Genomic DNA, 16501 nt, shown 5'->3' on the forward strand with positions numbered 1-16501 from the left:
CACGGGTGAGCAGCGTGCTGGCACTGGAGTCGGTCCCCCGGCCGAAGAAGGACCGGAAGGCGGAGGAGAACGGCGTTCCGGGCGCGGTCGATCCCATCGGTCATGTCGTCAGGTTCGCCGACGAGGTCGGTGGCGAGTCCCGGGTGGTCGCCCATGTGGAACGCGAACTGCCGCCCGGCGGGATACCGGCGTACCTCGCGGCCCGCAAGACGGGTGCGCGTTCCTTCGTCCTGTGGGCCGATCCGGAGCGCCGGACCAGGCTGGCCACCCTGTCCACCGCGTCCGCGGCCGACGGCGTCGCCACGTACCGGGTGTGGGGCGCGCAGGGCGAGCTCATCGGCACACTGGTCCGGGAGAAGGCCCTCTGCGGCAAGGGGCTGCGGACCCGCTGGACGGTCGCCCAGCCCGGCTGCCCCGAGGCCGTCGGCCTCAAGGGACGGATCTTCTGGTGGTACGTGTGGTGGCTGCTGTTCCCCGTCCAGGTGGCCATCGGCGTGGGCAGTGTCCTGAGCGGCGGCGGCGATGTGGCACGCGGGCCGCGGCGCATCATCTGGCGGGCCCGCCAGGAGATCCCGCTGGAGTTCTGGTCGGACGGCGACGAGGTCCACGTCCACGTACCGTGGGTCGACTGGCGGCTCGCGGCCGCACTGACGGCGCTGATCCGCACCTTCGACAGCTGGATGGGCACTCCGTGGGACGACGGACGGTGGTGAGCCGGACGCGGCCCCGGTCCTGCGGCCCGACCGGTCAGAGCGCGAGGACCCTGGCCTTCTGAGCCTCGAACTCGCCCTCGCTCAGCACTCCTTGGCTCTTGAGATCACCCAGCACCTTGAGCTGAGCGATCTTGTTGCTCATCTCGTCCTCCTGCGCGAGGGACGTGGGAACGGGAGACGCGGGCGCCGCGGGGGCGGGCCGGGCCTGCGCCCGCACGGCGTCCTGCTGCGCCCAGCGGCCCGCCTGTCGCCGGGAGACCCGATGGGAGACCGAGGTTGCGGTTCCGGCGATCACCGCTGTACGGGCGACACCGCGAAGAAGGCCTGGCATGGTGCATCTCCTTTGACTGGCTCCACGGGAACGGTCGGCCCGGCCGAGCCGTGCGGGACGGTCGGTCCGACGGGACCGTGGGCGGCTCAGGCCCTCGCCTCGGCCGCGTCGAGCGAGGCGAGGACCTCCTGGATCGGGATACGGCCGTCGGCGACCACTCGGCCTCCGGAGCGGCGCAGGGCGGCCGCGAACGGTCCCGCCCACACGTTCTCGTAGACGAGGATTCCGGCCGCGCTGCCGGGTTCGAGGATCGCGCTCGCCTCGTCGATGTCCTCCTGGCCGAGCAGGCCCGAGGACGCCCCTTCGAACACGGTGAGCGCCTCGCCACCCTCCCCGGTCAGTTCGGAGAGCTCCACTCCGTCGACGGTGCCGTCCTGGTTCTTCCGTACGAAGGTCAGATCCAGGAGGCGGATGATGCCACGGTCGACCAGGTCGACCAGCAGCGGCAGTCCTTCTCCCGTCATCCGTCCGCCCGCCGGGAACTCGACCACCAGGTAGTCGATCGGTCCCGTCTCGTCGCTCTCGCCGCTCATGCCAGCTCCTCAGCATCTCGACTGCCCCGGGTCCGCCGGAGACACGGCCTCCGCCATTGCACCAGCGGGTGGGCCGGAACGCATCTCGGTCGTGGACGCGGGTGGCGCGGGCCCTGTTGCGGCGACCCGGGGAGCTGCCCGTGGACCTCGCCGGTCGGTGCCCGCGCCCCGGAGGCGACCCGGGAGTCCGGCCGCCGGGGAGCGCTCCTCATGTCGGCACGTCCCCTGGCTCGGATCCTGCCGGTCCCGCGCCGCCGGGCGGGTGAAGGTGGACGGGGGCGCGGGAGTCGCACGGGCGCGCGCTCTTCGGTACGACGGCTGACGGGCCGGGAGCCGGCCCGTGGGTTCCTGCTGGGTCAACCGTCACGTACGTGAGCTCTTGTCGAAGGTGCGGCGGGCCGGGGCATCGGCGACGGCAGGCCGGGCGCGGCCTCAGACCGCCTGCTTCTCCTGCGGACCCGCGCACAGCGCCCAGATGATGAAGACGTTGATCGCGATGAGCACGATCGACCACAACGGGTAGAAGGGCAGCCACACGAAGTTGGCGAGTGCGCCCAGGCCCGCCAGCACGATGCCGACGCCCCGTGCCCACGTGGCCCCGGTGAACAGCGCACAGCCGGCGAGGAGGATGACGATGCCCAGAACGAGGTGGATCCAGCCCCAGCCGGTGAGGCTGAACCGGAAGACGTAGTTGTGCGTGGCGAGGAACATGTTGTCCCTGGCGATGGCGGCGATCCCTTCGAAGATCGCCATCGCCCCGCCGAAGATCATCAGAATTCCGGCGAACGCGGTCCAGCCCCATCGGAAGGGATGGTGCGAACTCGGGACGGTGTCACGCACCACACTCGGCCCGTTGCTGGTACCGGCCATTGCGGCCTCCTCGGGTAGCGGAGCGATCCGGCGGACCCGAGTGGGCCCGCCCGAGCCCTTCCGCACCAGCCTGGCACGTCCGTACCGGGTCAGCAGAACGAACACGTCCGGCCATCTCCCTCGACCGGAATTCTCCGATCAGGGATATCTTCTCCATTATGAGAGAATCTGGTGCGGCAGAGCCCGGCTCCGTCGACGCCCGGCTCGCCGCGCGGCTGGGCGAACTGCGTACCGAACGCGGCTGGTCGCTGAACGAGCTGTCCGGGCGCAGCGGGGTGAGCCGCTCCACGCTGTCCCGGTTGGAACGGGGCGAGTTGAGCCCGACCGCCGCTCTGCTCGGCACGTTGTGCACGGTCTACGAGCGGACCATGTCCCGGCTGCTGATGGAAGTGGAGGCGGAACCACCGCAACTCGTTCCCGCCGCGCGGCAGCCGGTGTGGCGGGACGACGCGTCGGGCTTCGTGCGCCGCTCGGTCTCGCCTCCGCACACCGGCCTGCGCGCGGAGATCATCGAGGGCACCCTCGACGCGGGGGCCGCCATCGCGTACGAGAACGCCCCCGTGCCCGGCGTGGAGCAGCACGTCTGGGTGCTGGAGGGGACGGTCGAGATCACCGTCGACGGCATCGCGCACACCGTGCGCAGCGGTGACTGTCTGCGCTTCCGACTGGCCGGCCCTTCGCACTTCCACTGCCCGGGACCGGAGCAGGTCCGCTACGCGCTGGTGATCGTCCTGCCGTGAGAACCGCGAGAACCGTGACCACCGTGAAAGCCGCGAGAGGACCCGCTTCATGATCGAGATCGTCCCGGTCTCCGGACCCGAACTGATCACCTACGCCGATGAGTTGGCCGCCCTGCTGGTGGAGACGGTGAACGGCGGATCATCGGTGGGCTTCCTCGCTCCGCTGGAACGTGACACGGCCGCCGAGTGGTGGCGGGAGAGGGCCGGGGCCGTCGACGCCGGACACCTCCAGGTGTGGATCGCCCGGGACGCGGAGCGGGTGACCGGAACCATCGGCCTGGCCCGGGCCCCGCTGCCGAACGCCCGCCATCGCGCCGAGGTGGCCAAACTGATGGTCCGTCCGTCGGCCCGCGGCCAGGGGCTGGGCCGGTCACTGCTCACCGCCGCCGAACAGTCGGCCGCGGAGTCGGGGATCACGCTGCTGGTGCTGGACACCGAGAGCGGCAGCCCCGCCGAACGGCTCTACCGTTCGGCGGACTGGACGGAGTGCGGATCGATTCCGGGCTACGCCGCCGATCCGGCGGGGGCCCTGAGGCCGACGACCCTCTACTGCAAGGCGGTCGGATCCGCGGCGGAGACATCGGATCGCGCGGCGGGCCGCTCCACGCCCCTGCCCTCGCCCTCGTAGGCGACGGCAGCCCCTCAGCAGCCGGATGTTCCCGCGTCCGCGCCGCACGGGGCACGGATCAAGTTGGGCACAGGAGTTCGGCGGCCTCACTCGTACCGGCGCCCGGGACCGCCCCTCGGAATCACCGGTGCGCGCGGGCGGGACAATGTCCCTGGAAGCCCGACTACGAGGAGACCTCATGGCGCTGTACGACATTCCCCTGCGCACGCTCACCGGCGAGCCCACCTCCCTGGCCGACTACCGCGGCCGGGCGGTCCTGTTGGTGAACGTCGCGTCGAAGTGCGGACTCACCCCGCAGTACGCCGGCCTGGAGCGGCTCCAGAACGCGTACGCGGACCGCGGCTTCACCGTTCTCGGCGTGCCGTGCAACCAGTTCGCGGGGCAGGAGCCGGGGACACCGGAGGAGATCCGGACGTTCTGCTCGACGACGTACGGTGTCAGCTTCCCGCTGCTGGAGAAGACCGACGTCAACGGGGAGGGGCGCCACCCCCTGTACGCCGAGCTGACCACGCTCGCGGACGAGGACGGCGAGGCCGGTGACGTCCAGTGGAACTTCGAGAAGTTCCTCATCTCGCCGACGGGTGAGCCGGTCGCGCGACTGCGCCCGCGCACGGAGCCGGAGGACCCGGAGCTCATCGCCGCCATCGAGTCCCAGCTGCCCGCCTGACCGCTCCCGTCCTCGGTGCCGGACGGCCGCTTCGCACCCGATCGCCGGACGGACCGGACTCTCGGCCCGTCCGGCGATCGAGGACGGCCTGCGCCGGGACGCGGGCCGCGCACATCACCGCCAAGCCCTCAGCGGATCGGCATGCCCGAGAGGGTGCGGGCGATGACCAGGCGCTGGATCTCGCTCGTGCCCTCGAAGATCGTGTAGATGGCCGCGTCGCGGTGCATCCGCTCCACCGGGTACTCACGGGTGAAGCCGTTGCCGCCGAGGATCTGGACGGCCTGTGCCGTGACCTTCTTCGCCGTCTCGCTCGCGTACAGCTTGGACATGGAGCCCTCGGCGGAGGTGAACGGCTTGCCGGTGGTCGCCATCCAGGAGGCGCGCCAGACCAGCAGCCGGGCCGCGTCGATCCGGGTGCGCATGTCGGCGAGCTGGAAGGCGACGCCCTGGTTGTCGATGATCGGCCGGCCGAACTGGGTGCGGGTCTTCGCGTAGTCCAGCGCGACCTCGTACGCCGCACGGGCGGTGCCGACCGCCATGGCGCCGACCGCGGGACGGGAGGCCTCGAAGGTGGCCATCGCCGCGTTCTTCACCCGCTCGCCACCGGAGGCGGCGCGCTCACGGGCCCGCGCCAGGCGCTGGTCGAGCTTCTCCTTGCCGCCGAGCAGGCAGTGACCGGGAACCCGGACGTCCTCCAGGACCACCTCGGCGGTGTGCGAGGCGCGGATGCCGTGCTTCTTGAACTTCTGCCCCTGGGAGAGACCGGGGGTGTTCGGCGGCACGATGAAGGAGGCGTGCCCCTTGGAGCCGAGCTCGGGGTCGACCACGGCGACCACGACATGGACGTTGGCGATGCCGCCGTTGGTCGCCCAGGTCTTCGTGCCGTTCAGCACCCACTCGTCCTTCGCCTGGTCGTACACCGCGCGGGTGCGCATCGAGGCGACGTCGGAGCCCGCGTCCGGCTCGGAGGAGCAGAAGGCCGCGACCTTGACATCGTCCGCGTCGCCGTACATCTGCGGGATCCAGGTGCCGATCTGCTCCTCGGTGCCGTTGGCGAGGACGCCCACGGCCGCCAGGCCCGTACCGACGATCGACAGGGCGATGCCCGCGTCGCCCCAGAAGAGCTCCTCCATCGCCATCGGGATGCCGAGGCCCGTCGGGTCGAAGAACTGCTGGGCGTAGAAGTCGAGGGAGTAGATGCCGACCTTGGCCGCCTCCTGAATGACCGGCCAGGGTGTCTCCTCACGCTCGTCCCACTCAGAGGCCGCCGGGCGGATCACATCCGCGGCGAAGCCGTGAAGCCAGTCACGGACCTGCTTCTGGTCGTCGTTGAGTTCAAGCGTGAACTCGGCCATGTTCCCCTCCACGTACTGCCTTGAAAAACCACTCGTTACTTGCGGTAACAGCAGTCTGTTACCGACAAGTAGCCCATGTCAACCGCCCAGGTGCCGATCCGCGCACCGCAGGGCAGGGTGTTACGTTGCGCAGGCAGGACGCAATGTGCACGGCCAGGGGCGGGGAGAGGGCGACATGGAGACCACACGACAGGCCGAGCGGCAGCGGACAGCGGCCGAGAGTCGCCGCCGCGAGCTGCTGGAGGCCGCCGACCGCGTGGTGCTCAGGGACGGGCCGGGTGCCTCCATGAACGCCATCGCGGCGGAGGCCGGAATCACCAAACCCATCCTCTACCGGCACTTCGGCGACAAGGGCGGCCTCTACCGCGCTCTGGCCAAGCGCCACACGGACGCCCTCCTGATCGCCCTGCGGGCCGCGCTCGACGCACCTGCCGAGCGCCGCAGACGTGTGGAGTCCACGCTCGACACCTATCTCGCGGCGATCGAGGCCCGGCCTCAGGTCTACCGCTTCCTGATGCACCCGTCCGACGACTCGGCCCCGTCGAACGAGCAGGGCTTCGATGTCGGCCGGCACTCCGCGCCGCTGCTGCGGCGGCTCGGCGAGGAGCTCGCCATGGTGATCGCCGAGCGGGTGGACCTGGGTCCCGACAGCGAGGCGATGGCCCGCATCTGGGGCCATGGCATCGTCGGCATGATGCATGCCGCAGGTGACTGGTGGCTGGGTGAACGCCCTTGTTCGCGCGAGCAGTTGGTGCGCAGCCTGGCGGATCTGCTGTGGGGCAGGCTGGCCGCCGTCGGCGACCGACCCGGGGGCCCCGGGTTCTGAGGGAGTGTTGCGGTCAGCGGCCGGGGGCCCAGGGCGCCCGGCGGACCGCGCGCAGAGCTCTCGCCCGGCGCAGCCCGGTCAGCCGGTCCGTGTAGACCGTACCTTCGAGGTGGTCGCACTCGTGCTGCAGGCAACGGGCGAAGAAGCCGGTCCCGGTGACCCGCACGGGCTCGCCCGCCACGTTCACGCCCTCGACGACGGCGCGGTCGAAGCGCGGGGTGCCGGCCTCGATGCCGGGCAGCGAGAGACAGCCCTCCGGGCCGCGCACGGTGATGCCGTCCGCCTCGACCAGCTTCGGATTGACGAGATGTCCGAGATGCCGGACGTCGTCGTCGTCCGGACAGTCGTAGACGAACACCCGCAACGGAACGCCGACCTGATTGGCCGCGAGCCCGACCCCGTGGGCCGCGTACATGGTGGCGTACATGTCCTCGACGAGGCGGGCGAGCGAGGGACCGAAGTCCGTGACGGGTTCGCAGGCATCGCGCAGCACCGGATCACCGAGCAGACTCATGGCACGAATCAGTCCGGAACTGCCGGGGATCGGGCGGTTTCGCATGGCGGCAATCGTACGTTCCGCGTCGCCTCCGCGTTCCCGACGGTGCCGCCGTGCGGTCACCGTGCAGGACATCGATAGGCTGGGCGTGGACCGATGCAAGGAGGATCTAGGACGATGGCAGGCAACACGGAGCCGTTGTCGCCGCGGGCCAAGCTGGCCGTGACGGCGGGTAAGGCCGCGGCGGCGGTGTCGCGCGCCGCGGGGCGCGGCAGCGGATCGGTGATCGGCGGCCGGGTGGCGCTCAAGCTCGACCCCGACCTGCTGGGGCGGCTGGCGCAGCACCTGGACGTGATCCTCGTGTCGGCGACGAACGGCAAGACGACGACGACGCGGCTGATCGCCGAGGCGCTGCGGGCCGCGGGCCCGGTCGTGTCGAACGCGCTCGGCGCGAACATGCCGGCGGGCATCACCTCGGCACTGGCGGGCGGCTCGGACGCGAAGTACGGCGTCATAGAGGTGGACGAGAAGTATCTCGCCGGGGTCGCACGCGACACGACGCCCAAGGTGATCGCGCTGCTCAACCTCTCCCGCGACCAGCTGGACCGCGCCGCGGAGACCCGGATGCTCGCGGAGAAGTGGCGTGAGGGGCTGTCCGGCTCGAAGGCCGTGATCGTCGCGAACGCCGACGATCCGCTGATCGTGTGGGCGGCGTCCTCCTCCCCCAATGTGGTGTGGGTGGCGGCCGGCCAGGCGTGGAAGGACGACGCCTGGTCCTGCCCGTCGTGCGGCGGTGTGATGCAGCGCCCCGGCGACGACTGGTTCTGCGGCGAGTGCGGATTCCGTCGCCCCGCCCCCAGCTGGGTGCTGCACGGCGACTACGTACTGGACCCGCACGGTTCGGCGTGGCCGATCCATCTCCAGCTGCCCGGCCGCGCCAACAAGGCCAACGCCACCAGCTCCGCCGCCGTGGCCGCCGTCTTCGGCGTGCCGCCGCAGGTGGCGTTGGAGCGCATGTATCAGGTGCAGGCCGTCGCGGGCCGCTACGACGTGGTCGGATTCCTCGGCCGTGAGCTGCGGCTGCTGCTGGCGAAGAACCCTGCGGGCTGGCTGGAAACGTTCTCCCTGATCGACCCGCCGCCCACCCCGGTGATCCTCTCCGTCAACGCCCGTGGCGCCGACGGCACGGACACGTCCTGGCTGTGGGACGTGGACTACACCCAGCTGGCCGGTCACCCGATCTTCGTGCTCGGTGACCGCAAGCTGGACCTCGCGGTCCGTCTCGAGGTGGCCGGTCTCGACTTCCGGGTCTGCGAGAACCTCGACGAGGCCGTTCAGCAGGCACCGCCCGGCCGTATCGAGGTCATCGCCAACTACACCGCCTTCCAGGACCTGCGCCGTCGTGTCGGCAACTGAACCCGGCCCCGGCCGCCTCCGGAGAGGACGAAGCATGAGCAACAACGGTCTGCGTCTGGTCTGGGTCTACCCCGACCTGCTCAGCACCTACGGCGACCAGGGCAACGCGCTCGTGGTGGAGCGCCGGGCCCGGCAGCGCGGTCTCGACGTGCAGCGCGTCGACGTCCGCAGCGACCAGCCGGTACCGACGTCCGGCGACATCTATCTGATCGGCGGCGGTGAGGACCGGCCGCAGCGCCTCGCCGCGGAGCGGCTGCGCCGCGACGGCGGGCTCAGCCGGGCCGCGTCCAACGGCGCGATCATCTTCTCGGTCTGCGCCGGGTACCAGATCCTCGGCCACGAGTTCATCAACGACCTCGGGGAGCGCGAGCCCGGTCTCGGGCTGCTCGACGTGGTCTCCACCCGCGGGGAGGGTGCCCGGTGCGTCGGTGACGTACTGGCCGACATCGACCCACACCTCGGCCTGCCGCCGCTGACCGGTTTCGAGAACCATCAGGGCGTCACCCATCTCGGCCCGACGGCACGGCCGTTCGCCCGGGTACAGCTCGGCCGGGGCAACGGCACCGGCGACGGCACCGAGGGCGCGTACAACGACACCGTCTTCGGCACGTACATGCACGGGCCCGTGATGGCACGCAACCCGCTGATCGCGGATCTGCTGCTGAAGCTGGCGCTCGATGTCAACGCACTGCCCCCGACGGACGACCGCTGGTACGAGGCACTGCGCGCCGAGCGCATCGCCTCGGCGACCCAGCCCGCCTGATGAGGCGTATTTCGCTCAGCTGAGCGGCGTCCAGCAGGCGGACGGCCGGTTCGGTCCCGCCACCCTGCGCCGGTAGGGTGGCGGGGAACCAACCGGACGACGTGGTCCGGTCGTCGGCCCACGTTGCAAAGGTTTCCCGGGCAATGCGAATTGGTGTGCTCACCTCCGGCGGCGACTGCCCCGGCCTCAACGCCGTCATCCGCTCCGTCGTGCATCGCGCGGTGGTCGACCACGGCGACGAGGTCATCGGCTTCCACGACGGGTGGAAGGGGCTCCTCGACTGCGACTACCGCAAGCTCGACCTCGACGCGGTCGGCGGCATCCTCGCCCGCGGCGGTACGATCCTCGGCTCCTCCCGGGTCCAGCCCGCCCATCTGCGGGGCGGCGTCGAACAGGCCAGGGGCCATGTCGCCGACCTCGGTCTCGACGTGATCATCCCGATCGGCGGCGAGGGCACGCTGAAGGCGGCCAATCTGCTCTCGGAGGCGGGCCTGCCGATCGTCGGGGTGCCGAAGACGATCGACAACGACATCGCCTCCACCGACGTGACCTTCGGCTTCGACACCGCCGTCGGCGTCGCCACCGAGGCACTCGACCGGCTGAAGACGACCGCCGAATCGCACCAGCGGGTGCTGATCGTCGAGGTCATGGGCCGCCACACCGGCTGGATCGCCCTGCACTCGGGCATGGCCGCCGGGGCGCACGCCATCGTCGTGCCGGAGCGCCCCTTCGACATCGACGAGCTGACCGAATTGGTCGGCAGGCGATTCTCGGCCGGCAAGAAGTTCGCGATCGTCGTCGTCGCCGAGGGCGCCAAGCCGCGCGAGGGCTCCATGCAGTTCGAGCAGGGCACCAAGGACATCTACGGCCACGAGCGCTTCGCCGGCGTGGCGACACAGCTCTCCACCGAGTTGGAGCAGCGCCTCGGCAAGGAGGCCCGCCCGGTGATCCTCGGTCATGTGCAGCGCGGCGGCACCCCGACCGCGTACGACCGTGTGCTCGCCACCCGCTTCGGCTGGCACGCGGTGGAGGCCGCGCACCGAGGCGAGTTCGGCATGATGACGGCGCTGCGCGGCACGGACATCGAGATGGTTCCGCTGAGCCGGGCCGTGGAGACCCTGAAGACGGTCCCGGCCGAGCGGTACGCCGAGGCGGAGTGCGTGCTCTGAGCGACACCCCTGTCCCACGAACCGCCCCCGGCCGCAACTGCGGCCGGGGGCGGTTCTAGTCTGGTCGGGACAACCGGCACGAAACGGGGATGTCCCCAGCAGGAGTGAACAGATGGATCACAGCGGGCACGGCATGAACATGGACATGCCGCCGTTCACGCTGGGACGTGGGCTCCAGTTCTCCGCGGACCCGTTCTTCCTCATCGGCTGCGTCCTCGCCATCGGGTTGTACGGGTACGCCGTGCTGCGTCTGCGCAGGCGCGGGGACGGCTGGCCGGTCGGCCGGACCGTCTTCTTCGTCATCGGTGTGCTGAGCATCGCCCTGGTGATGTGCACCAAGCTCAATGACTACGGCATGGTCATGTTCAGCGTGCACATGGTGCAGCACATGGTGATCAGCATGCTGTCACCGATCCTGCTGCTGCTGGGTGCTCCGGTGACGCTGGCGCTGCGCGCGCTCCCGGTCGCGGGGCGTGGCCGGACCGGCCCGCGCGAGCTGCTGCTCATGCTGCTGCACAGCCGCTACATGAGGGTCATCACGCATCCGGTCTTCACGATCCCGATCTTCATCGCCAGCCTGTACGCGCTGTACTTCACCCCGCTCTTCGACTTCCTGATGGGTTCGAAGACCGGGCACATCGCGATGATGGTGCACTTCCTCGCGGTCGGCCTGGTGTTCTTCTGGCCGATCATGGGCGTCGACCCGGGGCCGCACCGGCCCGGCTATGTCATGCGGATGCTGGAGCTGTTCGCCGGGATGCCGTTCCATGCCTTCTTCGGTATCGCGCTCATGATGGCGTCGACGCCGATGGTGGAGACGTACAAGCATCCGCCGGCCTCGCTCGGCATCGACGCGCTGAGCGATCAGAACTGGGCGGGCGGCATCGCCTGGGCCTTCAGCGAGATCCCGTCGGTGCTGGTACTGATCGCGCTGGTCTTCCAGTGGTACCGCTCCGAGCAGCGGACGGCGAAGCGCTCCGACCGGGCGGCCGACCGGAACGGGGACCAGGAGCTGCAGGCGTACAACGCCTATCTCGCCTCGTTGCAGGCGCGCGGGCAGTAGCGGTGGGCACGCCTCCCGGGTGACGATGGCATCCACGGCCGCGTGGCCGACGAGGAGGGTGCGGGCATGTCCGGATCCACGAAGACCATGGGAATGATCACCGTGGTGGCCCTGGTCGTGGTCACCTGCTACACGGTGGCACTGGGCAGCAGCGGCTGGCTCTGGTTCGGGTGGGTGGTGCTCGGTCTGATCACCCTCGCAATGGCCGCGACGCGCGAGTCCTGAGCCGGGCCTCCCACCCGGCTCGGGACGACCGGGGTCAGAAGCGGAAGACCGGACCGGTGAGCGTGTCCGCCTCGCAGGCGCTGGGGAACGTCTTGCGCCAGGTGACGGGGCGCCCGTCCCACGTGCCGATGGCCATGACCGTCACCGGGGCGTACTCCTTGGTGCACAGGTGCGGTTCGCCGGGCAGGCGGTCCAGGTCGCCGGCCGCCGCAACGAGCGCCGCGCAGGCGGTTGCCGCGTGGGGATGGCGCGCGTCCGGAGCGGGTGGGCAGGACAGCGCGACACCACGGATCCAGGTGTTCTCGCTGCCCGAGACCGTGAGGAAGAGGCTGCGGTCCGGCACGGGTTCCTCGGACCGGGCAGCCGCGGCGGGCACCGCGGTGGTCAGGGTGAGCACGGCAGCGACGGCAAGGCTCGCGCGCAGGCGCATCGGGGATCTCCTGTGTCTCGGGGGTCCGGGTGGTCCGGGCTCGGGCCGGGCGCGTCCCGGCCACCCGTCCCGGCCCCGGGATCCCGCCTTCGGGACCCCCGCAAGGTGATCCCGGAAGTCCGCGCCGGGCAAGGAGCCGCGCCGCCGGTCCCACGGTCCGGGGCCGTCGGCGGGTCCGGCTGGAGTACCGCCCGGAGAAAGTGCTGCACCCGGACGGATTCGACCGGCGGGTCCCCCCGAGCGCCTGCCGTTCCTCCTGCCGTGCGGCCCCTAACGTTCGGCCGAGGTGCCGCCGGAACGGCGGCCGGAACCGAGGAGCTCGTGTGATGGGGAACCATGTCAGGCCGGCCGTCGCCGTGATCGTGATGGGCCTGTTCGTCGCCGTGGTCGGCGGTTGCTCGAACAGCGGCGGTACGAAGCCGTCGGCGTCGGAACCCGCCGCCGCGAGCAGACCGGCGGCAGCGGGAAGCCCCTCCGCCCCGTCGCAATCGGTCTCCGCCCCGGGAACCGTGGCCACCGCGTCCACCCCGCTCGGGACCATCCTGGTCGACGGGAAGGGTCGGACCCTCTACCTCTTTGCGGCCGACACCACATCCCGGTCGAACTGTTCGGGCGCCTGCGCCAAGGAGTGGCCGCCCCTGATCGTCAGCGGCGAACCGGTCGCCGGCAAGGGCCTGAAGGCCGGTCTGCTGGGAACGACGAAACGTGACGACGGCAGCAGACAGGTCACGTACAACGGGCACCCGTTGTACTACTTCGCGGACGACAGAGTCGCCGGTGACACCAAGGGCCAGGGCGTGAACGACTCCGGCGCGAAGTGGTACGTGCTCGACCCGTCCGGCAACAGGATCACCGGCGTGGCCGGTTCACCGAAGCCGGGCGCTGCCCGGCCGACCGGCGGCGGGTACTGACGCCGTGCACACTCCGCTCACGCACGGCCGGGTCCGTGTCGTCGTGGCCGCCACGATCATCTGCGCGACCCCCCTCACCGGCTGTTCGAACGGGGGCGGCAGTTCGACGCCCTCCAGTGCCGCACCGTCCGTCGCCCGCTCGGCCGCTCCGCCCCGCTCGGCGTCCCCGGTCGGCAAGGTGCTGATCACGATCAAGGACTTCACGTTCGAGCCGGCCCTGCTGACGGTCGCCCCGGGGGCGCTGATCACCGTGGTCAACGAGGACGCCGCGCCCCACAACGTGACCGCCACCGGCAGTGCCGCATTCGGCACCGGCGATGTCGCGCCGGGGAGGACGGTCACCTTCACCGCACCGGCCAAGGCCGGAACGTACCCGTACATCTGCACCATTCACCCGTACATGAAGGGTTCACTCGTCGTCCGGTGACGCCCGACTGCCCCCGCACGGACGCAACACGGGGGCCGGCCCCCGGCGTACCTTCCCCATCTGCGGTTGTGCGCCGGGGGGCTGGTCCCCCACCGGGTCTCCACGCTCCCGAACCCATGAAGCAGTTGTGATTTGACTCTTGACAGGTGCGCATCACCACGCCACCTTGGGAGCGCTCCCACAATCAAGACTTGCACACAACGGCCGTCGCACACCTCGACGGTGAACCGCTCCCACGGCATCGGGCCCCGCACGCCGCCCGACTCCGCTCCGCACCACCGCGCCACGCCCTCCTCCGCCCCGCCCCTCCCCCACGACACCCGCCACTGGAGGATTTGTGTCGACATCTCATGGAACGTTCAACAGCGCCTTGGGGGGTGGCCCGCTCGCCATGGGCCTGTCCCAGGGCGCCGCCGCCGCCGCGCCGGGCCGACCCGCGGTGCCACGCCACCAGCACCGCCTGCGCCGACGCCTCGAAGGCCGCGGCGTACCTCGGTGGCGCCCTGCCCGGGGCGTCGAGCCGTGAGCGGCCGCCCCGGGACCGGCGCACCGAGGCGCACCGTTCGCGTCGCCGTGGACCCGGCGGCGGGCATCGCGCCCCGACCGGGCCGCCGCCCCGCGCAACACCCCCACGAACCCGCCTGCGGGGCACCTCCGCAGGCGTACGAGAGGAGCACGGAGCCGCAATGAGAATCAGAGGCACCACCCTGCACGGAGTACGCCGAAAACTGGCCGCACTCTCCGCCCTGGCGATGGGCGCGGCGCTGGCGGTGGCCATACCCTCGCCGGCGTCGGCCGCAGCCCGGGTCGACAACCCGTACGTGGGCGCCACCGCGTACGTGAACCCCGACTGGTCCGCCAAGGCGGCGGCCGAACCGGGCGGCAGCGTGATCGCCGACGAGCCCTCCTTCGTCTGGATGGACCGCATCGCGGCGATCGAGGGCGCGGGCGACGCGATGGGCCTGCGCGAGCACCTCGACACAGCCCTGGATCAGGGCGCGAACCTCTTCCAGGTGGTCATCTACGACCTGCCGGGGCGGGATTGTGCCGCACTGGCCTCCAACGGTGAGCTCGGCCCCACCGAACTCGGCCGGTACAGGACCGAGTACATCGACCCCATCGCCGCGATCCTCGCCGACCCGGCCTACGCGAGTCTGCGCATCGTCACCGTCATCGAGCCGGACTCGCTGCCGAACCTGGTCACCAACGCGGGCGGGACGGCCGGATCGACCGAGGCGTGCGCGACGATGAAGGCGAACGGCAACTACGAGAAGGGCGTCGGCTACGCCCTGCACGCCCTCGGTGCCCTTCCCAACGTCTACAACTACATCGACGCCGCCCACCACGGCTGGCTGGGCTGGGACTCCAACTTCGTCCCGGCGGCCCAGGAGTTCAAGAAGGCCGCGACATCGGAGGGCGCCACCGTCGCCGATGTCCAGGGCTTCATCGTGAACACGGCCAACTACTCGGCTCTGAAGGAGCCGTACTTCAAGGTCACCGACACGGTGAACGGCACCACGGTGCGCCAGTCCAAGTGGGTGGACTGGAACTACTACGTCGATGAGCTCTCCTTCGCGCAGGCGCTGCGCACGGAATTGGTGAGCCAGGGATTCGCCTCCGACATCGGCATGCTGATCGACACCGCCCGCAACGGCTGGGGCGGTTCCGCCCGGCCCACCGGTGCGGGTCCGCTGACCGGCGTGGACGACTATGTCAACGGGGGCCGCGTGGACCGGCGCATCCACGCGGGCAACTGGTGCAACCAGAGCGGCGCGGGCCTCGGCGAGCGTCCGACCAGCGCCCCCGAACCCGGTATCGACGCCTATGTCTGGGCGAAGCCCCCGGGCGAGTCGGACGGCAACAGCCAGCCCGTCGACAACGACGAGGGCAAGGGCTTCGACCGGATGTGCGACCCCACGTACACCGGTAACGGCCGCAACGGCAACAACCTGACCGGCGCTTTGCCGAACTCCCCGCTCGCGGGACACTGGTTCTCCGCGCAGTTCCAGGAACTGGTGCGCAACGCCTACCCGCCGCTGAGCGGCGGCGGTGGCGACGACACCCAGGCGCCGACGGCACCCACGGGTCTGAAGGTCACGGGCAGGACGAGTGGCAGTGTCTCGCTGTCCTGGACGGCGTCGACCGACAACATCGGTGTGACCGCGTACGACGTCTACCGCGCGGGGGTCCGGGTGGGCTCCTCCGCGTCGACGTCCTACACGGACACGGGCCTGACGGCTTCGACCGCGTACACCTACACGGTCAGGGCCCGGGACGCGGCCGGTAATGTCTCTGCGGACTCCGCGGCGGTCTCGGCCACGACCGACCAGGGCGGCTCCACCGGCGGCGGCACGCTCAAGGTCCAGTACAAGAACACCGACTCCTCGGCCACCGACAACCAGATCCGGATGGGTCTGCAGCTGGTCAACACCGGGACGGGCGCGGTGGATCTGTCGACGGTGAAGGTGCGGTACTGGTTCACGCCCGAGGCCGGTGCGAGCACCTTCGGCACCGCCTGCGACTACGCGGTGCTCGGCTGCGGCAATGTGACCCACGGCGTGTCCTCCTCGGGCAGTACGGCCCCGGGGGCCAGTCACTACCTGGAGGTCGGCTTCGGCGGCGGCAGTCTGGCCGCGGGCGCCTCGACCGGGGAGATCCAGCTGCGGCTCAACAAGAGCGACTGGTCGAACTTCGACGAGACCGACGACCACAGCCACGCCACCAACACCGCCTACGCCGACGCCTCGAAGGTCGCCGTCTACACGGCCGGAACCCTCACCTGGGGCACCGCTCCCTGACCGGTTCCCCCGTCGTCGTCCGGGCGGACGGCGACGGGGCCCGGCCCGGGGGGGGGGGGGGGCGCCCCCCCCGGGGGGGGGGGGGGGGGGGGGGGGGGGGGGGGGGGGGGGGGCCCCCCGGGGGGGGGGGCCGCGCGGGT

Annotated in this window: 19 protein-coding genes; 13 read left to right on the forward strand and 6 right to left on the reverse strand. The window is 70.9% G+C overall.

The annotated features are described in order from the left end of the window. The first annotated feature begins 5 nt into the window (after positions 1-5). Complete coding sequence (locus ACIRP2_RS29010) at positions 6-713, forward strand: hypothetical protein (RefSeq protein ID WP_404255317.1); 708 nt, start codon at positions 6-8, stop codon at positions 711-713. A 34-nt stretch (positions 714-747) separates the two neighbouring features. Here ACIRP2_RS29010 and ACIRP2_RS29015 read toward each other — a convergent pair whose 3' ends face one another. From ACIRP2_RS29015 to ACIRP2_RS29025, 3 genes are all read right to left on the reverse strand, one after another. Further along, entirely contained in the window at positions 748-1044 is a 297-nt protein-coding gene (locus tag ACIRP2_RS29015) for an SHOCT domain-containing protein (RefSeq protein ID WP_404255319.1), read from the reverse strand. An 86-nt stretch (positions 1045-1130) separates the two neighbouring features. Next, positions 1131-1577, reverse strand: a complete 447-nt coding sequence (locus ACIRP2_RS29020) for a DUF6325 family protein (RefSeq protein ID WP_404255321.1) — start codon at positions 1575-1577, stop codon at positions 1131-1133. A gap of 432 nt (positions 1578-2009) precedes the next feature. Then, positions 2010-2447 carry a hypothetical protein gene (locus tag ACIRP2_RS29025; RefSeq protein WP_404255323.1) on the reverse strand — a complete coding sequence of 146 codons (438 nt, stop codon included), beginning with the start codon at positions 2445-2447 and terminating at the stop codon, positions 2010-2012. 158 nt (positions 2448-2605) lie between these two features. On the opposite strand from ACIRP2_RS29025, the gene ACIRP2_RS29030 reads away from it, so the two are divergent. From ACIRP2_RS29030 to ACIRP2_RS29040, 3 genes are all read left to right on the forward strand, one after another. Further along, positions 2606-3187, forward strand: a complete 582-nt coding sequence (locus ACIRP2_RS29030) for a helix-turn-helix domain-containing protein (protein ID WP_404255325.1) — start codon at positions 2606-2608, stop codon at positions 3185-3187. A 49-nt stretch (positions 3188-3236) separates the two neighbouring features. Continuing rightward, the gene (locus tag ACIRP2_RS29035) at positions 3237-3815 is read left to right on the forward strand and encodes a GNAT family N-acetyltransferase (protein ID WP_404255327.1); all 579 of its coding nucleotides are present in this window, start codon (positions 3237-3239) and stop codon (positions 3813-3815) included. A 178-nt stretch (positions 3816-3993) separates the two neighbouring features. After that, a complete protein-coding gene (locus ACIRP2_RS29040; protein WP_404255329.1) occupies positions 3994-4482 on the forward strand; it encodes a glutathione peroxidase in 489 nt (162 codons plus the stop codon). Between the two features lie 128 nt (positions 4483-4610). On the opposite strand, the gene ACIRP2_RS29045 is transcribed toward ACIRP2_RS29040, so the two are convergent. Beyond that, positions 4611-5837, reverse strand: coding sequence for an acyl-CoA dehydrogenase family protein (locus ACIRP2_RS29045; RefSeq protein WP_361454731.1), 1227 nt, complete (start codon positions 5835-5837; stop codon positions 4611-4613). Between the two features lie 175 nt (positions 5838-6012). Here ACIRP2_RS29045 and ACIRP2_RS29050 point away from each other — a divergent pair, with 175 nt between their 5' ends. Then, positions 6013-6663 carry a TetR family transcriptional regulator gene (locus ACIRP2_RS29050; protein WP_404255331.1) on the forward strand — a complete coding sequence of 217 codons (651 nt, stop codon included), beginning with the start codon at positions 6013-6015 and terminating at the stop codon, positions 6661-6663. A 13-nt stretch (positions 6664-6676) separates the two neighbouring features. On the opposite strand, the gene def is transcribed toward ACIRP2_RS29050, so the two are convergent. Further along, a complete protein-coding gene (def, locus tag ACIRP2_RS29055) occupies positions 6677-7222 on the reverse strand; it encodes a peptide deformylase (protein ID WP_404255333.1) in 546 nt (181 codons plus the stop codon). A 114-nt stretch (positions 7223-7336) separates the two neighbouring features. On the opposite strand from def, the gene ACIRP2_RS29060 reads away from it, so the two are divergent. From ACIRP2_RS29060 to ACIRP2_RS29080, 5 genes are all read left to right on the forward strand, one after another. Then, positions 7337-8575 carry a MurT ligase domain-containing protein gene (locus tag ACIRP2_RS29060; protein ID WP_351084807.1) on the forward strand — a complete coding sequence of 413 codons (1239 nt, stop codon included), beginning with the start codon at positions 7337-7339 and terminating at the stop codon, positions 8573-8575. Positions 8576-8609: 34 nt separating this feature from the next. After that, complete coding sequence (locus ACIRP2_RS29065; RefSeq protein WP_404255335.1) at positions 8610-9338, forward strand: type 1 glutamine amidotransferase; 729 nt, start codon at positions 8610-8612, stop codon at positions 9336-9338. A gap of 143 nt (positions 9339-9481) precedes the next feature. Next, positions 9482-10507: a 6-phosphofructokinase gene (locus tag ACIRP2_RS29070; RefSeq protein ID WP_404255337.1), complete on the forward strand. Its 1026-nt coding sequence runs from the start codon at positions 9482-9484 to the stop codon at positions 10505-10507. A 112-nt stretch (positions 10508-10619) separates the two neighbouring features. Beyond that, on the forward strand, positions 10620-11570 hold the full coding sequence (locus ACIRP2_RS29075) for a cytochrome c oxidase assembly protein (protein ID WP_404255339.1): 951 nt from the start codon (positions 10620-10622) through the stop codon (positions 11568-11570). Positions 11571-11636: 66 nt separating this feature from the next. Next, positions 11637-11795 (forward strand): hypothetical protein, encoded by a 159-nt coding sequence (locus tag ACIRP2_RS29080; protein WP_351084817.1) that lies wholly within the window; start codon positions 11637-11639, stop codon positions 11793-11795. Positions 11796-11829: 34 nt separating this feature from the next. Here the strand turns inward: ACIRP2_RS29080 and ACIRP2_RS29085 are convergent, their stop codons facing one another. Further along, complete coding sequence (locus ACIRP2_RS29085) at positions 11830-12225, reverse strand: SSI family serine proteinase inhibitor (protein ID WP_404255341.1); 396 nt, start codon at positions 12223-12225, stop codon at positions 11830-11832. Positions 12226-12551: 326 nt separating this feature from the next. On the opposite strand from ACIRP2_RS29085, the gene ACIRP2_RS29090 reads away from it, so the two are divergent. The 3 genes from ACIRP2_RS29090 to ACIRP2_RS29100 all read left to right on the forward strand — a co-directional run bounded on the left by ACIRP2_RS29090 (position 12552) and on the right by ACIRP2_RS29100 (position 16361). Then, the gene (locus tag ACIRP2_RS29090; protein WP_404255343.1) at positions 12552-13136 is read left to right on the forward strand and encodes a hypothetical protein; all 585 of its coding nucleotides are present in this window, start codon (positions 12552-12554) and stop codon (positions 13134-13136) included. A 4-nt stretch (positions 13137-13140) separates the two neighbouring features. Continuing rightward, positions 13141-13563, forward strand: coding sequence for a cupredoxin domain-containing protein (locus ACIRP2_RS29095; protein ID WP_404255345.1), 423 nt, complete (start codon positions 13141-13143; stop codon positions 13561-13563). 686 nt (positions 13564-14249) lie between these two features. Next, a complete protein-coding gene (locus ACIRP2_RS29100; RefSeq protein ID WP_404255347.1) occupies positions 14250-16361 on the forward strand; it encodes a glycoside hydrolase family 6 protein in 2112 nt (703 codons plus the stop codon). Positions 16362-16501 lie beyond the last annotated feature (140 nt).

The organism is Streptomyces sp. NPDC101194 (assembly GCF_044767885.1).
Classification (GTDB): Bacteria; Actinomycetota; Actinomycetes; order Streptomycetales; family Streptomycetaceae; genus Streptomyces.

Excerpts from the sequence above, each read along its gene's own strand:
- ACIRP2_RS29015 (WP_404255319.1), bottom strand. The coding sequence starts at position 1,044 with ATGCCAGGCCTTCTTCGCGGTGTCGCCCGTACAGCGGTGATCGCCGGA.
- ACIRP2_RS29020 (WP_404255321.1), bottom strand. The coding sequence starts at position 1,577 with ATGAGCGGCGAGAGCGACGAGACGGGACCGATCGACTACCTGGTGGTC.
- ACIRP2_RS29025 (WP_404255323.1), bottom strand. The coding sequence starts at position 2,447 with ATGGCCGGTACCAGCAACGGGCCGAGTGTGGTGCGTGACACCGTCCCG.
- ACIRP2_RS29030 (WP_404255325.1), top strand. The coding sequence starts at position 2,606 with ATGAGAGAATCTGGTGCGGCAGAGCCCGGCTCCGTCGACGCCCGGCTC.
- ACIRP2_RS29035 (WP_404255327.1), top strand. The coding sequence starts at position 3,237 with ATGATCGAGATCGTCCCGGTCTCCGGACCCGAACTGATCACCTACGCC.
- ACIRP2_RS29040 (WP_404255329.1), top strand. The coding sequence starts at position 3,994 with ATGGCGCTGTACGACATTCCCCTGCGCACGCTCACCGGCGAGCCCACC.
- ACIRP2_RS29045 (WP_361454731.1), bottom strand. The coding sequence starts at position 5,837 with ATGGCCGAGTTCACGCTTGAACTCAACGACGACCAGAAGCAGGTCCGT.
- ACIRP2_RS29050 (WP_404255331.1), top strand. The coding sequence starts at position 6,013 with ATGGAGACCACACGACAGGCCGAGCGGCAGCGGACAGCGGCCGAGAGT.
- def (WP_404255333.1), bottom strand. The coding sequence starts at position 7,222 with ATGCGAAACCGCCCGATCCCCGGCAGTTCCGGACTGATTCGTGCCATG.
- ACIRP2_RS29060 (WP_351084807.1), top strand. The coding sequence starts at position 7,337 with ATGGCAGGCAACACGGAGCCGTTGTCGCCGCGGGCCAAGCTGGCCGTG.
- ACIRP2_RS29065 (WP_404255335.1), top strand. The coding sequence starts at position 8,610 with ATGAGCAACAACGGTCTGCGTCTGGTCTGGGTCTACCCCGACCTGCTC.
- ACIRP2_RS29070 (WP_404255337.1), top strand. The coding sequence starts at position 9,482 with ATGCGAATTGGTGTGCTCACCTCCGGCGGCGACTGCCCCGGCCTCAAC.
- ACIRP2_RS29075 (WP_404255339.1), top strand. The coding sequence starts at position 10,620 with ATGGATCACAGCGGGCACGGCATGAACATGGACATGCCGCCGTTCACG.
- ACIRP2_RS29080 (WP_351084817.1), top strand. The coding sequence starts at position 11,637 with ATGTCCGGATCCACGAAGACCATGGGAATGATCACCGTGGTGGCCCTG.
- ACIRP2_RS29085 (WP_404255341.1), bottom strand. The coding sequence starts at position 12,225 with ATGCGCCTGCGCGCGAGCCTTGCCGTCGCTGCCGTGCTCACCCTGACC.
- ACIRP2_RS29090 (WP_404255343.1), top strand. The coding sequence starts at position 12,552 with ATGGGGAACCATGTCAGGCCGGCCGTCGCCGTGATCGTGATGGGCCTG.
- ACIRP2_RS29100 (WP_404255347.1), top strand. The coding sequence starts at position 14,250 with ATGAGAATCAGAGGCACCACCCTGCACGGAGTACGCCGAAAACTGGCC.